At 70.1% G+C, this 17,905-nt stretch carries 13 protein-coding genes and 1 pseudogene; 7 read left to right on the forward strand and 7 right to left on the reverse strand.

What is annotated here, in order from left to right; all coding sequences use genetic code 11:
• Positions 1 to 9 precede the first annotated feature (9 nt).
• Positions 10 to 804 (forward strand): carbon-nitrogen family hydrolase, encoded by a 795-nt coding sequence (locus ACY34J_RS01090; RefSeq protein WP_462724349.1) that lies wholly within the window; start codon positions 10 to 12, stop codon positions 802 to 804.
• Between the two features lie 102 nt (positions 805 to 906).
• Positions 907 to 2,772, forward strand: a complete 1,866-nt coding sequence (locus ACY34J_RS01095; protein ID WP_462724350.1) for an NHL domain-containing thioredoxin family protein — start codon at positions 907 to 909, stop codon at positions 2,770 to 2,772.
• A 21-nt stretch (positions 2,773 to 2,793) separates the two neighbouring features.
• Here ACY34J_RS01095 and ACY34J_RS01100 read toward each other — a convergent pair whose 3' ends face one another.
• Both ACY34J_RS01100 and ACY34J_RS01105 read right to left on the reverse strand, forming a co-directional pair.
• Positions 2,794 to 3,021 carry a hypothetical protein gene (locus tag ACY34J_RS01100; protein WP_462724351.1) on the reverse strand — a complete coding sequence of 76 codons (228 nt, stop codon included), beginning with the start codon at positions 3,019 to 3,021 and terminating at the stop codon, positions 2,794 to 2,796.
• Between the two features lie 123 nt (positions 3,022 to 3,144).
• Positions 3,145 to 4,464, reverse strand: a complete 1,320-nt coding sequence (locus tag ACY34J_RS01105; protein WP_462724352.1) for a M18 family aminopeptidase — start codon at positions 4,462 to 4,464, stop codon at positions 3,145 to 3,147.
• A 400-nt stretch (positions 4,465 to 4,864) separates the two neighbouring features.
• Between ACY34J_RS01105 and ACY34J_RS01110 the strand changes: the two genes are divergently transcribed.
• Positions 4,865 to 5,860, forward strand: a complete 996-nt coding sequence (locus ACY34J_RS01110) for a calcium-binding protein (protein ID WP_462724353.1) — start codon at positions 4,865 to 4,867, stop codon at positions 5,858 to 5,860.
• A 115-nt stretch (positions 5,861 to 5,975) separates the two neighbouring features.
• Here ACY34J_RS01110 and ACY34J_RS01115 read toward each other — a convergent pair whose 3' ends face one another.
• The gene (locus ACY34J_RS01115) at positions 5,976 to 7,802 is read right to left on the reverse strand and encodes an acyl-CoA dehydrogenase (RefSeq protein WP_462724354.1); all 1,827 of its coding nucleotides are present in this window, start codon (positions 7,800 to 7,802) and stop codon (positions 5,976 to 5,978) included.
• Between the two features lie 131 nt (positions 7,803 to 7,933).
• On the opposite strand from ACY34J_RS01115, the gene ACY34J_RS01120 reads away from it, so the two are divergent.
• The 3 genes and pseudogenes from ACY34J_RS01120 to ACY34J_RS01130 all read left to right on the forward strand — a co-directional run.
• A complete protein-coding gene (locus ACY34J_RS01120) occupies positions 7,934 to 8,410 on the forward strand; it encodes an SseB family protein (protein WP_462724355.1) in 477 nt (158 codons plus the stop codon).
• A gap of 137 nt (positions 8,411 to 8,547) precedes the next feature.
• Positions 8,548 to 9,501 (forward strand): pirin family protein, encoded by a 954-nt coding sequence (locus tag ACY34J_RS01125; protein ID WP_462724356.1) that lies wholly within the window; start codon positions 8,548 to 8,550, stop codon positions 9,499 to 9,501.
• Positions 9,502 to 9,562: 61 nt separating this feature from the next.
• Positions 9,563 to 9,754 (forward strand): annotated as a pseudogene (locus ACY34J_RS01130) (hypothetical protein); the annotation flags it as partial.
• Positions 9,755 to 9,845: 91 nt separating this feature from the next.
• On the opposite strand, the gene ACY34J_RS01135 reads toward ACY34J_RS01130, so the two are convergent.
• Entirely contained in the window at positions 9,846 to 11,996 is a 2,151-nt protein-coding gene (locus ACY34J_RS01135) for a SpoIIE family protein phosphatase (RefSeq protein WP_462724357.1), read from the reverse strand.
• Positions 11,997 to 12,151: 155 nt separating this feature from the next.
• Between ACY34J_RS01135 and aspS the strand changes: the two genes are divergently transcribed.
• The gene (aspS, locus tag ACY34J_RS01140) at positions 12,152 to 13,942 is read left to right on the forward strand and encodes an aspartate--tRNA ligase (RefSeq protein WP_462724358.1); all 1,791 of its coding nucleotides are present in this window, start codon (positions 12,152 to 12,154) and stop codon (positions 13,940 to 13,942) included.
• Positions 13,943 to 14,006: 64 nt separating this feature from the next.
• On the opposite strand, the gene metG is transcribed toward aspS, so the two are convergent.
• From metG to ACY34J_RS01155, 3 genes are all read right to left on the reverse strand, one after another.
• Positions 14,007 to 15,614 carry a methionine--tRNA ligase gene (gene metG / locus ACY34J_RS01145; RefSeq protein ID WP_462724359.1) on the reverse strand — a complete coding sequence of 536 codons (1,608 nt, stop codon included), beginning with the start codon at positions 15,612 to 15,614 and terminating at the stop codon, positions 14,007 to 14,009.
• 117 nt (positions 15,615 to 15,731) lie between these two features.
• Positions 15,732 to 17,456, reverse strand: a complete 1,725-nt coding sequence (locus tag ACY34J_RS01150) for a vWA domain-containing protein (RefSeq protein WP_462724360.1) — start codon at positions 17,454 to 17,456, stop codon at positions 15,732 to 15,734.
• Positions 17,457 to 17,538: 82 nt separating this feature from the next.
• On the reverse strand, positions 17,539 to 17,905 hold a 367-nt coding region (locus tag ACY34J_RS01155), incomplete at its 5' end, for a barstar family protein (RefSeq protein WP_462724361.1).

Consider the following 17,905-nt stretch of genomic DNA (forward strand, 5'->3'; position numbering starts at 1 on the left):
GGTGATAGTGTGCGCGCCTCGTTGCTCCAGATCGACGTGAACCCGTACGAGTCGGTGCAAGCCCGGCGCGAGCGCGTCGCCTCCCTCATCCGCGAACAGGCCGGTGCGGATCTCGTCGTCCTTCCCGAGCTGTGGACCGTGGGTGCCTTCGCCTACGAGGCCTTCGACGCATACGCCGAGGCGCTCGACGGGCCGACCGTAACAGCCATGTCGGCCGCCGCGGCCGACGCCCGCGTCTGGCTGCACGCCGGCTCCATCGTCGAGCGCGCCGCCGATGGGACCCTCTACAACACCTCGCTGGTCTTCGACCCGGACGGCGGCCTCCGCCGCACCTACCGGAAGATCCACCGCTTCGGCTTCGACAAGGGCGAGGCCGTGATCATGGGCGCGGGGAACGAGATCGCCACCGTCGAACTGCCGGATGTCGTCGCGGGCCTGGCCACCTGCTACGACCTGCGCTTCCCGGAGCTGTTCCGGCGGCTGACCGACGCGGGCGCGCAACTGCTGATCGTCCCGGCCGGCTGGCCCGCCCGGCGCCGCGACCACTGGACCCTGCTGGCCCGCGCCCGCGCGGTGGAGAACCAGGCGTACGTGCTCGCCTGCTGCTCGGCCGGCACGCACGCCGGGGTCGAGCAGGCCGGGCACAGCCTGGTCGTCGACCCGTGGGGTCAGGTGCCGGCCGAGGCGGGCGAGGAGGAGCAGATCCTCACCGTCGATCTCGACCCGGCGCGGGTGGCCAAGACGCGCGAGGAGTTCCCCGCCCTGCGCGACCGCGTCCTGGGCCTGGCGGACCCGCGCTCCTAGGGCCCGCCTCCGGGGCGCCCGCGCCGCGTCGGCCGCGGCGCCTGGAGCTGTTCCTGCAGCCCCGCGGAATGGACGGACAGGCGGGTGATGTTTGATGTCGGTATGGCTTCACGTGTACGTGTCCGCGCCCCAGAGCTCATCGGCAAGGGCGGCTGGCTGAACACCGGCGGAAACGATCTGACCCTCGCCGACCTGCGAGGACGCATCGTCATTCTCGATTTTTGGACGTTTTGCTGTGTGAACTGTCTGCATGTGCTCGATGAGCTGCGGGAGCTGGAGGAGAAGCACCGCGACACCGTGGTGATCATCGGCGTGCACTCGCCGAAGTTCGTGCATGAAGCCGATCACCAGGCCGTGGCCGACGCCGTCGAGCGGTATGAGGTGCGGCACCCCGTCCTCGACGACCCCGAGCTGGCCACGTGGAAGCAGTACGCCGTACGGGCCTGGCCCACGCTCGTCGTCATCGACCCCGAGGGTTATGTCGTCGCCCAGCACGCCGGCGAGGGCCACGCCCACGCCATCGCCACGCTGGTCGAGGAGCTGGAGGCCGAGCACGCGGCCAAGGAGACCCTGCGCCGCGGCGACGGACTGGGGGCACCCCCAGCGGTAGCTGGGGGAGTGCCGCCGGAGCCCGTCGCGACCGGTCTGCGCTTCCCCGGCAAGGCGCTGCTGCTGCCTGGGGGCACCTTCCTGGTGTCGGACACCAACCGGCACCAGCTGGTCGAGCTGGACGCCGACGGCGAGACGGTCGTGCGGAGGACCGGCACCGGCGAGCGCGGGCTCGTCGACGGCGGGCCGGAGCTGGCGTGCTTCAGCGAGCCGCAGGGGCTCGCGCTGCTGCCTGGAGGAACCGTCGTCGTCGCCGACACCGTCAACCACGCCCTGCGGACGTACGACCCGGCGACCGGCGAGGTCGCGACCATCGCCGGCACCGGCCGCCAGTGGTGGCAGGGGTCGCCCACCTCCGGCCCCGCCCGCGAGGTGGACCTGTCGTCCCCGTGGGATGTGGCCTGGTGGGACGGCAAGCTGTGGATCGCGATGGCCGGTGTCCACCAGCTGTGGACGTACGACCCGGCCACGCGGACCGTCGAGGCCTCGGCCGGGACGACCAACGAAGGGCTGGTCGACGGACCGGCCGCCGAGGCCTGGTTCGCGCAGCCGTCGGGGCTCGCCGCCACCGGGGACCGGCTGTGGATCGCCGACTCCGAGACGTCCGCTCTGCGCTGGCTGGAGCGCGACGGGGAGGGCGGATACGCCGTCCGCACCGCCGTCGGCACCGGCCTGTTCGACTTCGGGCACCGCGACGGAGCGGCCGAACAGGCGCTGCTGCAGCACCCGTTGGGTGTCACCGCTCTGCCTGACGGCTCGGTCGCCGTCTGTGACACGTACAACCACGCGCTGCGCCGCTACGACCTCGCGAGCGGCGAGGTCAGCACGCTCGCCACCGATCTGCGTGAGCCGTCCGGGGCGGTGCTCGTCGACGGCGACATCGTGGTCGTCGAGTCCGCACGGCACCGGCTGACCCGGCTGCGTCTGCCCGAGGAGGCCGTACGGGTGGCCGCGGTGGCGCACCGGACCCAGCGCGCGGCGACCGACGTCGCGCCGGGGTCGCTGCGGTTGGACGTGATCTTCCAGGCGCCCGCCGGGCAGAAGCTGGACGAGCGCTACGGCCCGTCCACCCGCCTGCTGGTGAGCTCGACCCCGCCGGGGCTGCTGGCCGAGGGAGCGGGCCAGGGAACGGATCTGAGCCGGACCCTCGTGCTGGCCGACGGGATCATGGAGGGTGTGCTGCACGTCTCCGCGATGGCCGCTTCCTGCGACGACCCTGCGTCCGACAGCGGCTCCGCCGCGGGTGCCAACGAGTACCCGGCCTGCCATGTGCACCAGCAGGACTGGGGCGTTCCGATCCGGGTGACCGGCGAGGGGACATCCCGACTGCCGCTGGTGCTGGCGGGGTTGGACGGCTGACCGCCCAACCCCCAGCAACTTCTAGCGGATGCGGTGGTCCTCCTCGACCTCGACGACCGGAGCGCCCGGCCGTGGCGGCTGCACCCGCCGCCGCTTGAGGATGCTCACGTAGGTCGCGAGGCCGATCAACCCAACCGCAATCATGATCAATCCGGCGAGATCCAGGTTGATCCCGGACATGTGCCAGTCCGTCGCGAACGTGAGGATGGCCCCCACCGCGATCAGGGCAATGCACCCGCCGATACCCATGTTGTCCGCCTCCGTACATCACTTGGCTGTTCCGGGCTGGACGCTGTACGCGTACCCGGGCCCGGAATGGCCATGCCTGGGCGGTGGTTGGGGCGGCGCACATCGGCGGAGCCGTCGCGGCGTTCAGTCGGTCAGAAACGCCGTCAGGACGTTCGCGAGCAGGTACGGATCCTCGGCGCCGCACAGTTCGCGTGCGGAGTGCATGGACAGAATCGCGACGCCGATGTCGACGGTCGCGATGCCGTGCCGGGCGGCGGTGATCGGGCCGATGGTCGTGCCGCACGGCATGGAGTTGTTGGAGACGAAGGACTGCCATGGCACGCCCGCCCGGTCGCAGGCGTTCGCAAAGACCGCCCGCCCGCTGCCGTCCGTGGCGTAGCGCTGGTTGACGTTGACCTTGAGGATCGGGCCGCCGTTGGGCATCGGGTGGTGGCCGGGCTCATGGCGTTCGGCGTAGTTGGGGTGAACGGCGTGGCCGGTGTCGGAGGACAGGCAGATGGTGCCGGCGAAGGCGCGGGCCTTGTCCTCGTAGCCGCCGCCGCGGGCGAATACCGACCGCTCCAGGACATTGCCGAGCAGCGGGCCGTCGGCGCCGGTGTCGGACTGGCTGCCGTTCTCCTCGTGGTCGAACGCGGCGAGTACGGGGATGGCGGACAGCCCGGGCGTGGCCGCGGCAGCGGCGAGGGCGGCCGTACCCGCGTGGACGGACAGCAGGTTGTCCAGCCGCGGGGCGGCGAGCAGTTCGTGGTCCCGGCCGAGGTAGGCGGGCCGCTCGACGCTGTGCACCATCAGGTCCCAGCCGGCGACGTCGTCCGCCGCCACGCCCGCCTGGTCCGCGAGGAAGCGGATGAGGTCGCCCTCCTGGACCTCCCCGAGCCCCCAGATCGGTGTCATATGCCGCTGCTTGTCGAGCTTGAGGCCCTCGGCATTGACGCTGCGGTCGAGGTGGACGGCGAGTTGCGGCACGCGCAGCAGCGGGCGGTCGACGCAGACGAGATGGTGCGATCCCCCAGGGCCTCCGGCCTGGGAGGTACCCCCACGCAGGGTGAGCCGTCCGCTCAGGCCCAGGTCGCGGTCGAGCCAGGTGTTCAGGAGCGTCCCGCCGTAGATTTCGACGGCGACCTGGCGCCAGCCGTGGGCGCCGGTGTCCGGGATGGGCTTGACCCGGAGGTTGGGGGAGTCGGTGTGCGCACCGATGATGCGGAAGGGGGTCTGCGGACCCACGCCCTCCGGCACGTACCAGGCGACGATCGCACCGCCGCGCAGCACGTACTTCCCGCCGGCTGAGCCGTCCCACCGCGCGGTCTCCTCGACCCGCCGGAACCCGGCCTTCTCCAGCCGCTCGGCCGTGTTCGCCACCGCGTGGTACGGGGACGGCGAAGTGGCGAGGAAGGTGATCAGGTCGTCGGTGTGGCCGCGGTCGAAGCGGGCGTGGGCGTTCATGCGCCCAGCATAGATACGGGCCTTGATCCGGCCGGGCACCGTGGGCGGCATACGGCCGCGCCGTGCGGGCGGCAGCGGGTGCTCACCCGAAAGCGAGGTGCGGGTCGCCTGCGATGAGATCACTGCATATCGTCCGAAACGCCTTACAAGATCGTCTCCTGTGCTCTTGCTCGGCCGCTCGGCGGTCGGTGCTCACCCAAATGCGAGTACCGGTCGCCAGCGGAGAGATCGCCGCATATCTTCCGAAATGGTTCGTCGGTAAGGCGTTTCCGCGTGCTCTCGGCGCAGGCGCACCGGCCTTCGGACCTGCCCCCCACAGCGCCGCCCAGCAGGGTGGCCTTTCTCCATCTGGAGGTTATGCATGTCTTCGGCTTCCCCCTGCTCCGCGTACCGAAGGGTTTTGACGGCCGGTCTGGTCACGGTGGCGCTTCTCTCGCCCGCCGTTCCCGCCGTCGCCGCGCTACCTGGCGACCCCACCTGTTTCGGCCAGATGCCGACCATCACCGGCTCGGGAAAGATCGTTGGGACCTCTGGTGACGATGTCATCATGGGCTCCTCGGGAGACGACACCATTGACGGCGGCGGCGGCAACGACCGCATCTGCGGAAACGCCGGAAACGACACCGTCATCGGGGGTCTTGGCGACGATCTGCTCAACGGCGACGACGGCGACGACAAGGTGTACGGCGATGTCTTCAGCCCCGAGGGCAACGCTGTCGGCGGGGGTGACGACCTGTTGATCCTCGGCCGCGGCAACGATCACGGCACCGGCGACAGCTTCGCCGCGAAAGGCAACGCCTCCGGTGGCGGCAGAGACCGGATCGAGGCCGGACCGGGCGATGACAAGGTGACGGGAGACAGCGTCTCGCTCACCGGCGACGCCACAGGCGCCGGCGACGACATCCTCAACGCGGGCCCGGGCCTCGACGAACTCGTGGGCGACAGTTCCGCGGCGAAGACCGCGAGGGGGAACGGCGGCGATGACATCATTCTCTTCGGAGGGGACGGCGGACGTCTCGCCGTCGGTGACCACGCCACGGCCGAGGGCGGCACGGCGATCGGTGCGGGCGGCGACCAGATCTTCGGCGGGAACGTCGACGACACCCTCATCGGTGACAGCTCCTCGGACCATGTCTCCCAGGCCCGCAGCGACACGATCTTCGGCTACCTCGGGAACGACACCATCTTCGGTGACAACACCAACTCCGCCCGCACCAAGGTGAACGGCACCGTCGGTGGGCGGGACTGGCTCAGAGGCGACAACGGGGACGACAAGCTGTGGGGCGGGCCGGGCAGGGACCGCCTCGACGGAGGTGCGCAGAGCGACGACTGCGATGGTCGTACCAGCGGCGGCGACGCGCCCGTGAATTGCGAGAGGTACGTCAGCGCGCAGTAGGCCACCGTGCCCTCGTACCGGACCGGCCGGACAGCCGGCGGAAACACGCGAGGCCCCTGCCCGGGTTGTGCCGGGCAGGGGCCTCGCACATGAGGTGCCTGTGGGGCGAAGTGGACTAGAACGCCGCCTCGTCCAGCTCCATCAGCGACTGGTCGATGGACTCGGCGATGCCGCGCTGGACGGACACGCCCGGCAGGATGTTCTGCGCGAAGAACTTCGCCGCGGCGATCTTGCCCTCGTAGAAGGGCTTGTCCTTGGCGGAGGCGCCGGCCAGCTTCTCGGAGGCGACAGCGGCGCCCTTGAGCAGCAGGTAACCGACCACGACGTCACCGGAGGCCAGCAGCACGCGGGTGGTGTTGAGGCCGACCTTGTAGATCGACTTCACGTCCTGCTCGGTGGCCGCGAGGTCGGTCAGCATGGCGCCGACGATCGCCTCGAGGTCCACGGCGGCCTTCGCCAGCGCGTCGCGGGCCGCGGCCAGCTCCTCGCCGCCGGTGGCCTCGGCCAGGAACTTCTTGATCTCCTCGGACAGCGCCGTCAGGGCCTGGCCCTGGTTACGGACGATCTTCCGGAAGAAGAAGTCCTGGCCCTGGATGGCCGTGGTGCCCTCGTAGAGGGTGTCGATCTTGGCGTCCCGGATGTACTGCTCGATCGGGTACTCCTGCAGGTAGCCGGAGCCGCCGAAGGTCTGCAGCGACTGGGCCAGCTGCTCGTAAGACTTCTCCGAGCCGTAGCCCTTGACGATCGGCAGGAGCAGGTCGTTGAGGGCGTGCAGCTCCTTGACGTCCTCGCCCGCGGCCTCCTTGACGGCGATCTCGTCCTGGACGGAAGCGGTGTAGAGAACGAGGGCGCGCATGCCCTCCGCGTACGCCTTCTGCGTCATCAGCGAGCGGCGCACGTCCGGGTGGTGGGTGATGGTGACCTTCGGCGCGGTCTTGTCGGTGAAGCTCGCCAGGTCGGGGCCCTGCACGCGCTCCTTGGCGTACTCCAGGGCGTTGAGGTAGCCGGTCGACAGGGTGGCGATGGCCTTCGTGCCGACCATCATGCGGGCGAACTCGATGATGCGGAACATCTGGCGGATGCCGTCGTGCTTGTCGCCGATCAGCCAGCCCTTGGCGGGGTGCTTGTCGCCGAAGGTCATCTCGCACGTGTTGGACGCCTTGAGGCCCATCTTGTGCTCGACGTTGGTGGCGTAGACGCCGTTGCGCTCGCCCAGCTCGCCGGTCTCCCAGTCGAACTCGTACTTCGGCACGAGGAAGAGGGACAGGCCCTTGGTGCCCGGGCCGGCGCCCTCGGGGCGGGCGAGCACGTAGTGGAGGATGTTCTCGGCCATGTCGTGCTCACCGGAGGTGATGAAGCGCTTCACGCCCTCGATGTGCCAGGAGCCGTCCGCCTGCTGGATGGCCTTGGTACGGCCGGCGCCCACGTCCGAGCCCGCGTCCGGCTCGGTCAGCACCATGGTGGAGCCCCACTGCTTCTCCACCGCTATCTGCGCGATCTTCTTCTGCGCCTCGTTGCCCTCGCTGTAGAGGATGCCGGCGAAGGCCGGGCCGGAGGAGTACATCCAGATCGCCGGATTGGAACCGAGGATCAGCTCCGCGTACGACCAGACGAGGGTGGCCGGGGCGGTGGTGCCGCCGATCTCCTCGGGCAGGCCGAGTCGCCAGTACTCGGAGTCCATGAAGGCCTGGAAGCTCTTCTTGAACGTCTCCGGGACCGGCGCCGTGTTGGTCTCGGGGTCGAAGACGGGCGGGTTGCGGTCGGCGTCGACGAAGGACTCGGCCAGTTCGTTCTCGGCGAGACGGGCGAGCTCCCCCAGGATGCTCTTCGCGGTCTCAGCGTCCATCTCCGCGAACGGGCCGGTGCCGTACAGCTTGTCGCGGCCGAGGACCTCGAAGAGGTTGAACTCGATGTCGCGGAGATTCGACTTGTAGTGCCCCATGGCGACGGCTCCGTAAGGCTCGGAGAGGTGGGTCCTCTGAGTGCGTACCAATCGGTGATGGCATGATGCTACCCGCGAGTAATAAGAAGCAACCCCGAACGCCCCAACTGTGACTCGTTACGCTTTGGGGCATGTACGGCTACGACCAGAACCCGGGTGCGGGGCAGCAGTACGCCGCGCCGCCGCATCCGCCGCCGCACCCGCCCGGTGCCGCCGGCTACGGGGGCCAACCGCTCTACCCCGAGCCGTCGCCGCCCTCGCTGGCCGACGCGGTGCGGGCCTTCACCACCGGTTCGATGTCCGCCGAGGACTTCCAGCAGATCTTCTCGACCTCGAAGGTCTACTGTCCACGCGGTGACGGGCCCGGCTTTCTGGCCCTGCACAACACCCAGCAGCCCGTGATCCCGATGTTCACCTCGCTCAAGGAGCTGAGGCGCTACGCGGGCAAGGAGTCCAAGTACTTCGTGATCACCGGATCCGAGGTGCTGGATCTGCTGCCTACGGGGTACGGCTTCGTGCTGGACATGGAGGGCGAGCACCGGATGGTCTTCGACGCGAAGGCCGTGGAGCAGATGGTCGACTTCGCGATGCAGCGGATGTACGGCTAGCGCTAGCGGCTAGCGCTAGCCGCCGCCGGCTTGTCGGAGCCCTCACCGCCCGGGCGGTGAGGGCTCTTCCGCTGCGCGGGAATGCCCGCGGGCCTCCCTCGGTTGTTTATGGTTAAACCAACCATGAGGAGGCCGTCATGCCCGCAGTGACCGTTGAAAATCTGCTGGAGCTGCCGCGCGTCGGCCGGCTTGCCGAGGGCGCCGTACCCCGTCCCGTCCGAGCCGTCACCACCGCTCCGAGCGGCCTCGAGGGCGAGGGCTTCCCGGTGCGCCGGGCGTTCGCCGGTATCGACTACGCCTACCTCGACCCGTTCATCATGATGGATCAGATGGGCGAGGTGGAGTACCTGCCCGGTGAGCCCAAGGGCACCCCCTGGCATCCGCACCGCGGCTTCGAGACCGTGACGTATCTGATCGACGGGACCTTTGTGCACCGGGACTCGCACGGCGGGGGCGGGGTCATCAACGGTGGTGACACCCAGTGGATGACTGCCGGCTCCGGAGTGCTGCATATCGAAGCCCCGCCGGAGGAACTCGTCGTCAGCGGCGGCCTCTTCCACGGGCTGCAGCTGTGGGTGAACCTGCCGCGCAAGGACAAGATGATGCCGCCGAAGTACCAGGACATCGGCGGTGGCCAGGTCAAGCTGCTGACGTCGCAGGACGGCGGCGCGCTGCTGCGGCTCATCGCGGGCGATATCGAAGGCCACCGGGGGCCGGGTGCCACGCACACGCCGATCACCATGCTCCATGTGTCGCTGAACCCGGGTGCCGAGCTGACGATCCCGTGGCGGGCGGACTTCAACGCGCTGGCGTACGGTCTCGCGGGGCGCGGCACGGCGGGCGTGGAGGGGCGGCCGTTCCGTACGGCGCAGGCGGTGGTCTTCGGGCACGGAGACTCGCTGACGGTGCGGGCGGACACGACGCAGGAGTCGCGCAGCCCGAACTTCGAGGTGGTGCTGCTCGGGGGGCTGCCGATCCGGGAGCCGATGAAGCAGTACGGGCCGTTCGTGATGAACACGCATGCCGAGCTGGTGCAGGCGTTTGAGGACTTCCGGGCGGGACGCCTCGGATCGGTCCCGGCGAAGGACTGACGCACGGGAGGCCGCGGCGCCGGCCCCGCACACCCGGGGTAGGCGTCGTTGCGCCAGGTGGATGCGCCCAGCGGCGGGGCCGCTGGGCGCATGGTCGGCTGGGGCGGTGCAGAACGAACCGCCCCTGCTCCCCACCGGCGCCCGCCGCACGGCGGCCTGGTGCGCGGTGGTGCTGCTCGTCTCCGGTGTCGCCGCCGTCGTCATCTGGCTGGTCGCCACGCTCAAGGCCGCCGTCACGCCCGTGCTGCTCTCGCCAGCGTCGCCGGGATTCTCGGGATGCTGATGGCCGTACCGCTGGCCGCGGCGGCGTTCGGGATCGTCTCCCAGCTCCGCGGCGGTGGCGGCTATGCCGGCGACGCCGCCCCGCCGGGTCCGCGCCGTCCGGACGGGACGGACTCCGGCTCCCCCTCGTAGAGCTCGAACCAGAGGCACTTGCCCTCGCCCTGGGGGGCGACTCCCCATGCGTCGGCGAGCAGTTCCATCAGCAGCAGACCGCGTCCCGAGGACGCCAGCTCACCGGGGTGCCGCAGGTGCGGCTGCTCGTCGCTGGCGTCGGCGACCTCCGCGCGCAGCCGCCGTTTCCCGTGCTCCCCGGAGAGCTGAGCGTTCAGCAGCGCGTCCCCGTCCGTGTGCACCAGAACGTTGGTGATCAGCTCGTTGACCATCACCACGGCCGCGTCGATCTGCTCATCGGCCGCCCAGTCGTGCAGCAGCTCCCGTATCTGCTGCCGCACCCCGGCCAGTCGCTCGGACTCGGCCTGCGCGATGGTCAGCACCGTATGGCGCAGCGGCGCCGCCACCCCGCCGGGCGGGAGGCCGCCGCCCGGACCGTTCCGGCTCAGCAGCAGTACGGCTATGTCGTCCTCGCGGCGGTCGGCGAGCGGCCCGGGGGTTTGGTACGACGACGGTCCGAGGACGGCCTGCAGCAGCGAGTCGGCGAGCGTCTCCACCGGCTCGCCCGAGTGGTCCTCGATGATCGTCCGCAGCCGCTGCCAGCCGGTCTCCAGGTCGTGCCCGCCGGTCTCGATCAGGCCGTCCGTGCAGACCATCATCATCTCGCCGGGTTCCAGGGTGAGCCGAGTGGTCGGATAGTCGCTGTCCGGGGCGATGCCCAGCGGAAGCCCGCCCGCGGTCGGCCGCTTCAGCATCGTGCCGTCGCTCATCCGAATGGCGATGTCGGGGTGGCCGGCCCTGGCGACCTCGAGGGTGCCGGTAGCCGGGTCGACCTCGATGTAGAGGCAGGTGGCGAACCGCGGATCCAGCTCGCCTTGGCGGTCCGCCGCCTGCTGCTCGATCAGCGCGGCGAAGAAGCGGGAGGCGCGGGAGAGCACCGCGTCGGGGTGGTGGCCTTCGGCGGCGTACGAGCGCAGGGCGATCCGCAGCTGGCCCATCAGGCCCGCGGCACGTACGTCGTGCCCCTGGACATCTCCGATGACCAGGGCTATCCGGCCGGACGGCAGCGGGATCATGTCGTACCAGTCGCCGCCGACCCGCAGCCCGCCGCCCGTCGGTACGTAGCGCGCGGCCACCGTCATCCCCGGGATGTCCGGGTGGAGGGTCGGCATCATGCTGCGCTGCAGGTCGTGGCTCAGCGCCCGCTCGGACTCCTGGACGCGGGCCCGCGCCAGCGCCTGCCCGAGCATCCGGGCGACGGTGGTGAGGACCGAACGCTCGTCGGGGGTGAACGCCACCCGCTGCCCGAAGGCGGCCATCCACGCGCCGATGGTGCGATCCCCCTCGATCAGCGGCAGGAAGGCCCACGACTTGCGGTGGAAGCGGGCGGCGAGCGGCCAGGTGGCGGGGAAGCGGTGCTGGTACGCCTCCGGTGAGGGGAGGTAGATGGCCCGCCCGGTGCGCACCACCTCGGCGGCCGGATAGTCGCTCTCCAGCGGCATGTGGAACCGGCGTTCGGCGCCCTCCTGGTAGCCGTGGTGGCCGATGACCTTGAGGTAGCCGGACTCGACGCCGAAGACCGCCAGGCCGTCCGGGGAGAAGCCGGGCATGGACAGATTCGCGGCGACCCGCAGCACCTCGGAGGTTGAGCGGGCCTCGGCGAGCGCCCGGCCCGCGTCCAGCAGGAACGCCTCGCGGCCGCGGCGCCAGTCGCCGGTGATGCCGCTGGGCGTGGCCGCGGTGGTGCCCGGCTGCGGCTCCGCGACCTCCTGGAGGGTGCCGACCAGGTGATAGTCGTCCCCGTCGATGACGGGCCGGGACCGGCTGCGGACGATCCGCAGGACCCGGCCGTCATCGCCGATGATCCGCATCCGGGCCTCGGCGAGTGTGCCCTCGGCGGCCGCCAGGGCCACGATTCCGGTGACCTCCACCCAGTCCTCGGGGTGGAAGCGGGAGCGCACGGCGGACTCGGGGAGGACGGCGGGCTGTGCGGGCAGGCCGAGCAGCCGGGCCGCCTCCGCGTCCAGGGTGACCATCCGCGAGGCGTTGTCCCAGCGCCAGAGTCCGGTCGCGATCGCGGCGAGGAGGTCCTCGGTGCGCATTGCACCAGATTATGTGGGTTCATCCGGCTTCGTGGCCCGGCCGCGGGCTGGAGGTGTGCCGGTACCCTTTCCGTACGGCTTTGCATACGGCCTGAACCGCTCTGTGCAGGCCGTACGCCAGGGCAGCCACCCCGACCAGACGACTTGGATGAACGATGCATCGGTACCGGTCCCACACCTGCGGCGAGCTCCGCGCCGCTGACGTCGGCACAGACGTACGGCTGAGCGGCTGGCTGCACAACCGGCGCAACCTGGGCGGCATCCTCTTCATCGATCTTCGCGACCACTACGGCCTGGTCCAGCTCGTCGTCCGTCCCGACAGCCCGGTCAACGAGAAGCTGGCCCACCTGCCCAAGGAGACCGTGGTCCGCGTCGACGGCACGGTCCTCGCCCGCGGTGCCGACAATGTCAACCCCGAGCTGCCGACCGGCGAGATCGAGGTCGAGGTCAACGACGTGGAGGTGCTGGGTGCGGCCGACCCGCTGCCCTTCACCGTCTTCCCCGAGGACAACGTCAACGAGGAGCGGCGCCTGGAGTACCGCTTCCTCGACCTGCGCCGCGAGCGCATGCACCGCAACATCATGCTGCGCACGTCGGTCATCCGCGCCATCCGCGAGAAGATGACCGCGCTCGGCTTCAACGAGCTGGCGACCCCGATCCTGTCCGCCACCTCGCCCGAGGGCGCCCGCGACTTCCTGGTGCCGTCCCGGCTGCACCCGGGCAAGTTCTACGCGCTGCCGCAGGCCCCGCAGCAGTTCAAGCAGCTGCTGATGATCGCGGGCTTCGACCGCTACTTCCAGATCGCGCCGTGCTTCCGTGACGAGGACGCCCGCGCCGACCGCTCGCCCGGCGAGTTCTACCAGCTTGACGTCGAGATGAGCTTCGTCGAGCAGGAGGACGTCTTCCAGGTCATCGAGAAGGTGATGACCGAGCTCTTCGAGGAGTTCGGCGGCGGCCGCCATGTGACCTCGCCCTTCCCGCGGATCCCGTTCCGCGAGGCGATGCTGCGCTACGGCACGGACAAGCCGGACCTGCGCGCCAAGCTCGAACTGGTCGACGTCAGCCACGTCTTCGCCGACAGCGACTTCAAGGCGTTCGCGGGCAAGCACGTACGCGCCCTGCCGGTGCCGGACACCGCCGGCCAGCCGCGGAAGTTCTTTGACCAGATGGGCGACTTCGCGGTCGAGAAGGGTGCGAAGGGCCTGGCGTGGGTCCGTATCGGCGAGGACGGCAGCCTGACCGGCCCGATCGCCAAGTTCCTCACCGAGGCGGACGTCGAGAAGCTGGTCGCCGAGGTGGACGGCAAGCCCGGCACGGCGGTCTTCTTCGGCGCGGGCGAGTTCGACGAGGTCTCCAAGATCATGTCGGAGGTCCGGGTCGAGGCCGCCAAGCGCGCCGGCCACTTCGAGGAGGACGTCTTCCGCTTCGCCTGGATCGTCGACTTCCCGATGTTCGAGAAGAACGAGGACACCGGGCAGATCGAGTTCTCCCACAACCCCTTCTCCATGCCGCAGGGCGGCCTGGAGGCCCTGGAGACCAAGGACCCGCTGGACGTGCTGGCCTGGCAGTACGACATCGTGTGCAACGGTGTGGAGCTGTCCTCGGGCGCCATCCGGAACCACGAGCCGGAGGTCATGTACAAGGCCTTCGAGATCGCCGGCTACTCGCGGGAAGAGGTGGAGCGCGAGTTCGGCGGTATGCTCCGGGCCTTCCACTTCGGCGCCCCGCCGCACGGTGGTATCGCCCCGGGCGTGGACCGCATCGTGATGCTGCTGGCCGACGAGCCGAACATCCGCGAGACGATCGCCTTCCCGCTCAACGGCAACGCGCAGGATCTGCTGATGGGCGCGCCGAGCGAGGTCGATGAGGCGCGGCTGCAGGAGCTCCACCTGAGCATCCGCAAGGCGGAGCCAACGAAGCCGCTGCACTTCAAGCCGACGAAGTAGCGCTGTCGTACGCACGAGGGCCCCGGGACGGTCACCGTCCCGGGGCCCTTCGGAGCAGTCGTCGTTACTGCTGCTTCGGCTCTTCCAGGCGCGGGAACAGGATCTCGCCCTTGGCGACCGTCGCTCCGGCGGGGAGCCGGCCCCAGGTGCCGGCCTCCTGGACGCGCTGGTCGGCCAGGGGGCCCAGGTGCGCCTCCGCGCCCAGCGAATCCCACAGCTTCTGGCAGGTCGCCGGCATCACCGGGTTGAGCAGCACCGCGACGGCGCGCAGCGACTCCGCGGCGGTGTAGAGGATGGTCGCCAGCCGGGCCTTGCCCTCCTCCGAGGAGTCCTTGGCGACCTTCCACGGCTCCTGCTCGGTCAGGTAGCCGTTGACCTGCTTGATGAAGTCGAAGATCGCCGCGATGCCGCCCGCGAAGTCGAGGTGATCGCCGATCTTCTCGTCCGCTTCGGCGACCGCCTTGGCCAGGCCGTCGACGATCGCCTGCTCGGCCTCGCCGGCCGCGGTCGCCGCGGGCAGCGTGCCGCCGAAGTACTTGCCGACCATGGCCGCCACGCGCGAGGCGAGGTTGCCGAAGTCGTTGGCCAGCTCGCTGGTGTAGCGGGCGGAGAAGTCCTCCCAGGAGAACGACCCGTCCTGGCCGAAGTTGATCGCGCGGAGGAAGTACCAGCGGTAGGCGTCCACACCGAAGTGGTCGGTGAGCTGGTGCGGCGAGATGCCTGTCAGGTTCGACTTGCTCATCTTCTCGCCGCCGACCATCAGCCAGCCGTTCGCGAAGATCTTGCCGGGCAGCGGCAGCCCGTTGGCCATCAGCATTGCCGGCCAGATCACCGCGTGGAAGCGGAGGATGTCCTTACCGACGAGGTGCACATCCGCCGGGAAGGTCGACTCGAACTGCTCCTGGTCGGCGCCGTAGCCGACGGCGGTGGCGTAGTTGAGCAGCGCGTCGATCCACACATAGATGACGTGCTTGTCGTCCCACGGGACCTTGATGCCCCAGTCGAAGGTCGAGCGCGAGATCGACAGGTCCTGCAGGCCCCGCTTGACGAAGTTCACGACCTCGTTGCGCGCCGACTCCGGCTGGATGAAGTCCGGGTTCCGCCGGTAGTGGTCGAGCAGCTTCTCCGCGTACTCGGAGAGCTTGAAGAAGTAGTTCTCCTCCTTCAGCATCTCCACCGGCTTCTTGTGGATCGGGCAGAGCTTGGCGCCGTCCTCGCCGATGAGGAGCTCGCCGGGGCTCTTGTACTCCTCGCACCCGACGCAGTACGGGCCCTCGTACCCGCCCTGGTAGATCTCACCCTTGTCGTACAGATCCTGGACGAACTCCTGGACGCGGGCCGTGTGCCGGGGCTGCGTGGTGCGGATGAAGTCGTCGTTGGCGATCTCCAGGTGCTCCCAGAGGGGCTTCCAGGCCTCCTCCACGAGCTTGTCGCACCACTCCTGCGGGCTGACGCCGTTCGCCTCGGCAGTGCGCATGATCTTCTGACCGTGCTCGTCCGTGCCGGTGAGGTACCACACCTTCTCGCCGCGCTGGCGGTGCCAGCGGGAGAGCACGTCGCCTGCGACGGTCGTATAGGCGTGGCCCAGGTGAGGAGCGTCGTTGACGTAGTAAATGGGGGTCGTGACGTAGTACGCCTTCGCCCCCTGCTTCTCGGATCCAATGGCCGCCATGCCCGAAATCCTATCGGGCCGGGCGAGGCACCCTCGCCGCAATAAGGGCCGGGGGCGCGGGGGGCATCGCCGCCCGGTTCCCGCACCCCCGGCTGTTGTGCCGAATTCGCTCCCGCGTCAGCGCAGAATGCCGGCCTTACGGGCCTCGGTAAGCCACTCCGGGAACTTGACGATCAGCTGTGCGTACAGCTCGTCGTGGCTGACCTCGCGCGGCTCGAGGCCGGCGTGGAAGAACGCGGCATTGCCCACGGCCCGCTTCTCGGGGACGGAGATGTCGTCGAGCTTGCGCAGAAAGTCGAAGCCCTTCGCCTCGGGGTCGCCGAAGCCGAGGAACTGCCAGAAGATCGGCAGCTTCGACGACTCGCACAGGGCCTTCTCGGCGGCAGCCTTGCTGGTGGGGGCGCCGTCGGTCTGGAAGATGACGAAGGCGGGCCCGGTGGAGCCGGACTTCTTGTAGTGCTCGACCACGGCCTCGACGGCCCGGTGGTAGTTCGTCCGGCCCATGTGGCCGAGGTCCGCGTGCAGGGCCTCGATGCGGCCGGAGTAGTCGTCGAGGGAGATGTCGGCGGTGCCGTCGATGTCGGTGGAGAAGAACAGGACGGGGACGGTGCCGCTGTCGTCCAGGTACGCGGAGAGGCCGAGGGCCTGCTCGGCGAGGTGCTGGACGGTGCCGTCCTTGAAGTAGCGGCGCATCGAGCCGGACCGGTCCAGTACGAGGTAGACGGTGGCCCGCTGCCCGGCCAGCCCCTGCTTCTCCAGCGCCGCACCGGCGGCCTTGCAGAGGCTGACGAGACCGGGGGCGGAGTCCTCGAGCCTCTGTGGCGAGATGGCGGGCCCGAGGTCGCCCGCGGCGGGCTCGGCGGCCGCCGATACGGGCGCTGCCTGGAGCGCCGCCGCGGCGGCGGGCGCGTCCTCGGTCTCGGCCGGGGTCTCCTGGCTCACGGCCGCAGGGGTCTCCTCGCCGGGGTCGGCCGCGGTCTTGGCCACCGGCTTCGCCGTCGGCGTTTCGCCGGCCTCGGCCGGGGACTCCTCGCTGACAGCCGCGACGGTCGGCGCGACGTCCGCACCCTTGTCCTCGCCCTCGCCCTGCGGGTCCGAGGCCGGCTCCACGGCAGTGGCCTCGCTCTCCGGGGCGACCGCCGTGGTTTCCGCGACCGGCTCCGGGCCGGGCTTTACACCGGCCGGCTCTTCCGGCTCCGGCTCGGCTGCGGCCGACGCGTCGAGCGCCGAGGTCGCCGACGCGTCGGCCGGCGTCGTGGTGACGGCCGCCTCGGCGGGCGTGGGCTCCGGCTCGGCCGCTGCGGCAGCGGCGGGCTCAGCCGTGGGGTCCGGCTCGGAGACAGCATCCGTGGCCTCGGACGCCGGCGGCTTCTCCGGAGCCGTGATCTCGCAGGTGGCCTTCTCCGTGGGCTCGGCCTCGGGCTTGGTCTTGGGCTCCGCCTCGGCCGCGGCCGCCGGGGCCGTGGGCTCCTCAGCGGCAGACGGCTCGGGGTCCGTCACCGTCAGGGCCGGCTTGGCCGGCTTGGCCGTGGACGTCGCGGCCGCCGCCGCGGCGTCGAAGGCGGCCAGGAGGGAGGCGGCCTCCGAGGCCTCCCGCTCCCGGGCGGCCTGCGCGGAAGCCTCCCGCGTCGAAGCCTCCGGCTTGGGGGCGGCCTGTGCGGGGACATCCCGCACCGTGGATTCGGGGGCGGTCTGGGTCGGGACCGAGGGGGTCGCCGCGGGCTTCTCCGCGGCCGTCGTGGCCGCATCCCGTTCCGCGCCCCGCGCCTCCGGCACCCTCGGTTCGTCGCGTCGCGATTTCGACCGGCCGAACGCATTCCGCAGCAGACTCCGAATGCCCATGGGAGAAGCCCTTCACATGTATCGGGTGCAATAAATGTCCGAGGTGCGGGAATCGTCCCTGAACCAGGACGGACACGTAAGGCTAGCCAGCCAATTCCAGACGGGCACGGGTGGCCTCGGAGAACACGCGGACAAGTCGCTCGCCATCCGTAACGCCCGGTCCGAATAGCCCCTCCGCGCGGGCCCGCACGACCACCGTCCGGTGTGCGTCGATTACCGGCGAGATTCCGCGTGTCTCGACCGCGTCCCACCACGCGTCGAGGTTGCGGCCGAACCAACCGGGCAAACCGCATGGTTCCGTCACCGCGTCCCAAAAGTCGTCGAGGGACCGCAGGTCTTGCCCGTGCAGGTCGACTGTCAAGTCATCGGCCATGAGGCCGGATGCTACTGCCGCGTCAGCCAGGGTTTGCCCCGCTCGCCGCCCTGGCACGGCCATCTGCTGCGTTGCC

The sequence above is a fragment of the Streptomyces sp. HSS9-12 genome, assembly GCF_054963655.1.

Excerpts from the sequence above, each read along its gene's own strand:
- ACY34J_RS01105 (WP_462724352.1), bottom strand. The coding sequence starts at position 4,464 with ATGAACGCCCACGCCCGCTTCGACCGCGGCCACACCGACGACCTGATC.
- ACY34J_RS01125 (WP_462724356.1), top strand. The coding sequence starts at position 8,548 with ATGCCCGCAGTGACCGTTGAAAATCTGCTGGAGCTGCCGCGCGTCGGC.
- ACY34J_RS01135 (WP_462724357.1), bottom strand. The coding sequence starts at position 11,996 with ATGCGCACCGAGGACCTCCTCGCCGCGATCGCGACCGGACTCTGGCGC.
- ACY34J_RS01100 (WP_462724351.1), bottom strand. The coding sequence starts at position 3,021 with ATGGGTATCGGCGGGTGCATTGCCCTGATCGCGGTGGGGGCCATCCTC.
- ACY34J_RS01115 (WP_462724354.1), bottom strand. The coding sequence starts at position 7,802 with ATGGGGCACTACAAGTCGAATCTCCGCGACATCGAGTTCAACCTCTTC.
- metG (WP_462724359.1), bottom strand. The coding sequence starts at position 15,614 with ATGGCGGCCATTGGATCCGAGAAGCAGGGGGCGAAGGCGTACTACGTC.
- ACY34J_RS01120 (WP_462724355.1), top strand. The coding sequence starts at position 7,934 with ATGTACGGCTACGACCAGAACCCGGGTGCGGGGCAGCAGTACGCCGCG.
- aspS (WP_462724358.1), top strand. The coding sequence starts at position 12,152 with ATGCATCGGTACCGGTCCCACACCTGCGGCGAGCTCCGCGCCGCTGAC.
- ACY34J_RS01095 (WP_462724350.1), top strand. The coding sequence starts at position 907 with ATGGCTTCACGTGTACGTGTCCGCGCCCCAGAGCTCATCGGCAAGGGC.
- ACY34J_RS01150 (WP_462724360.1), bottom strand. The coding sequence starts at position 17,456 with ATGGGCATTCGGAGTCTGCTGCGGAATGCGTTCGGCCGGTCGAAATCG.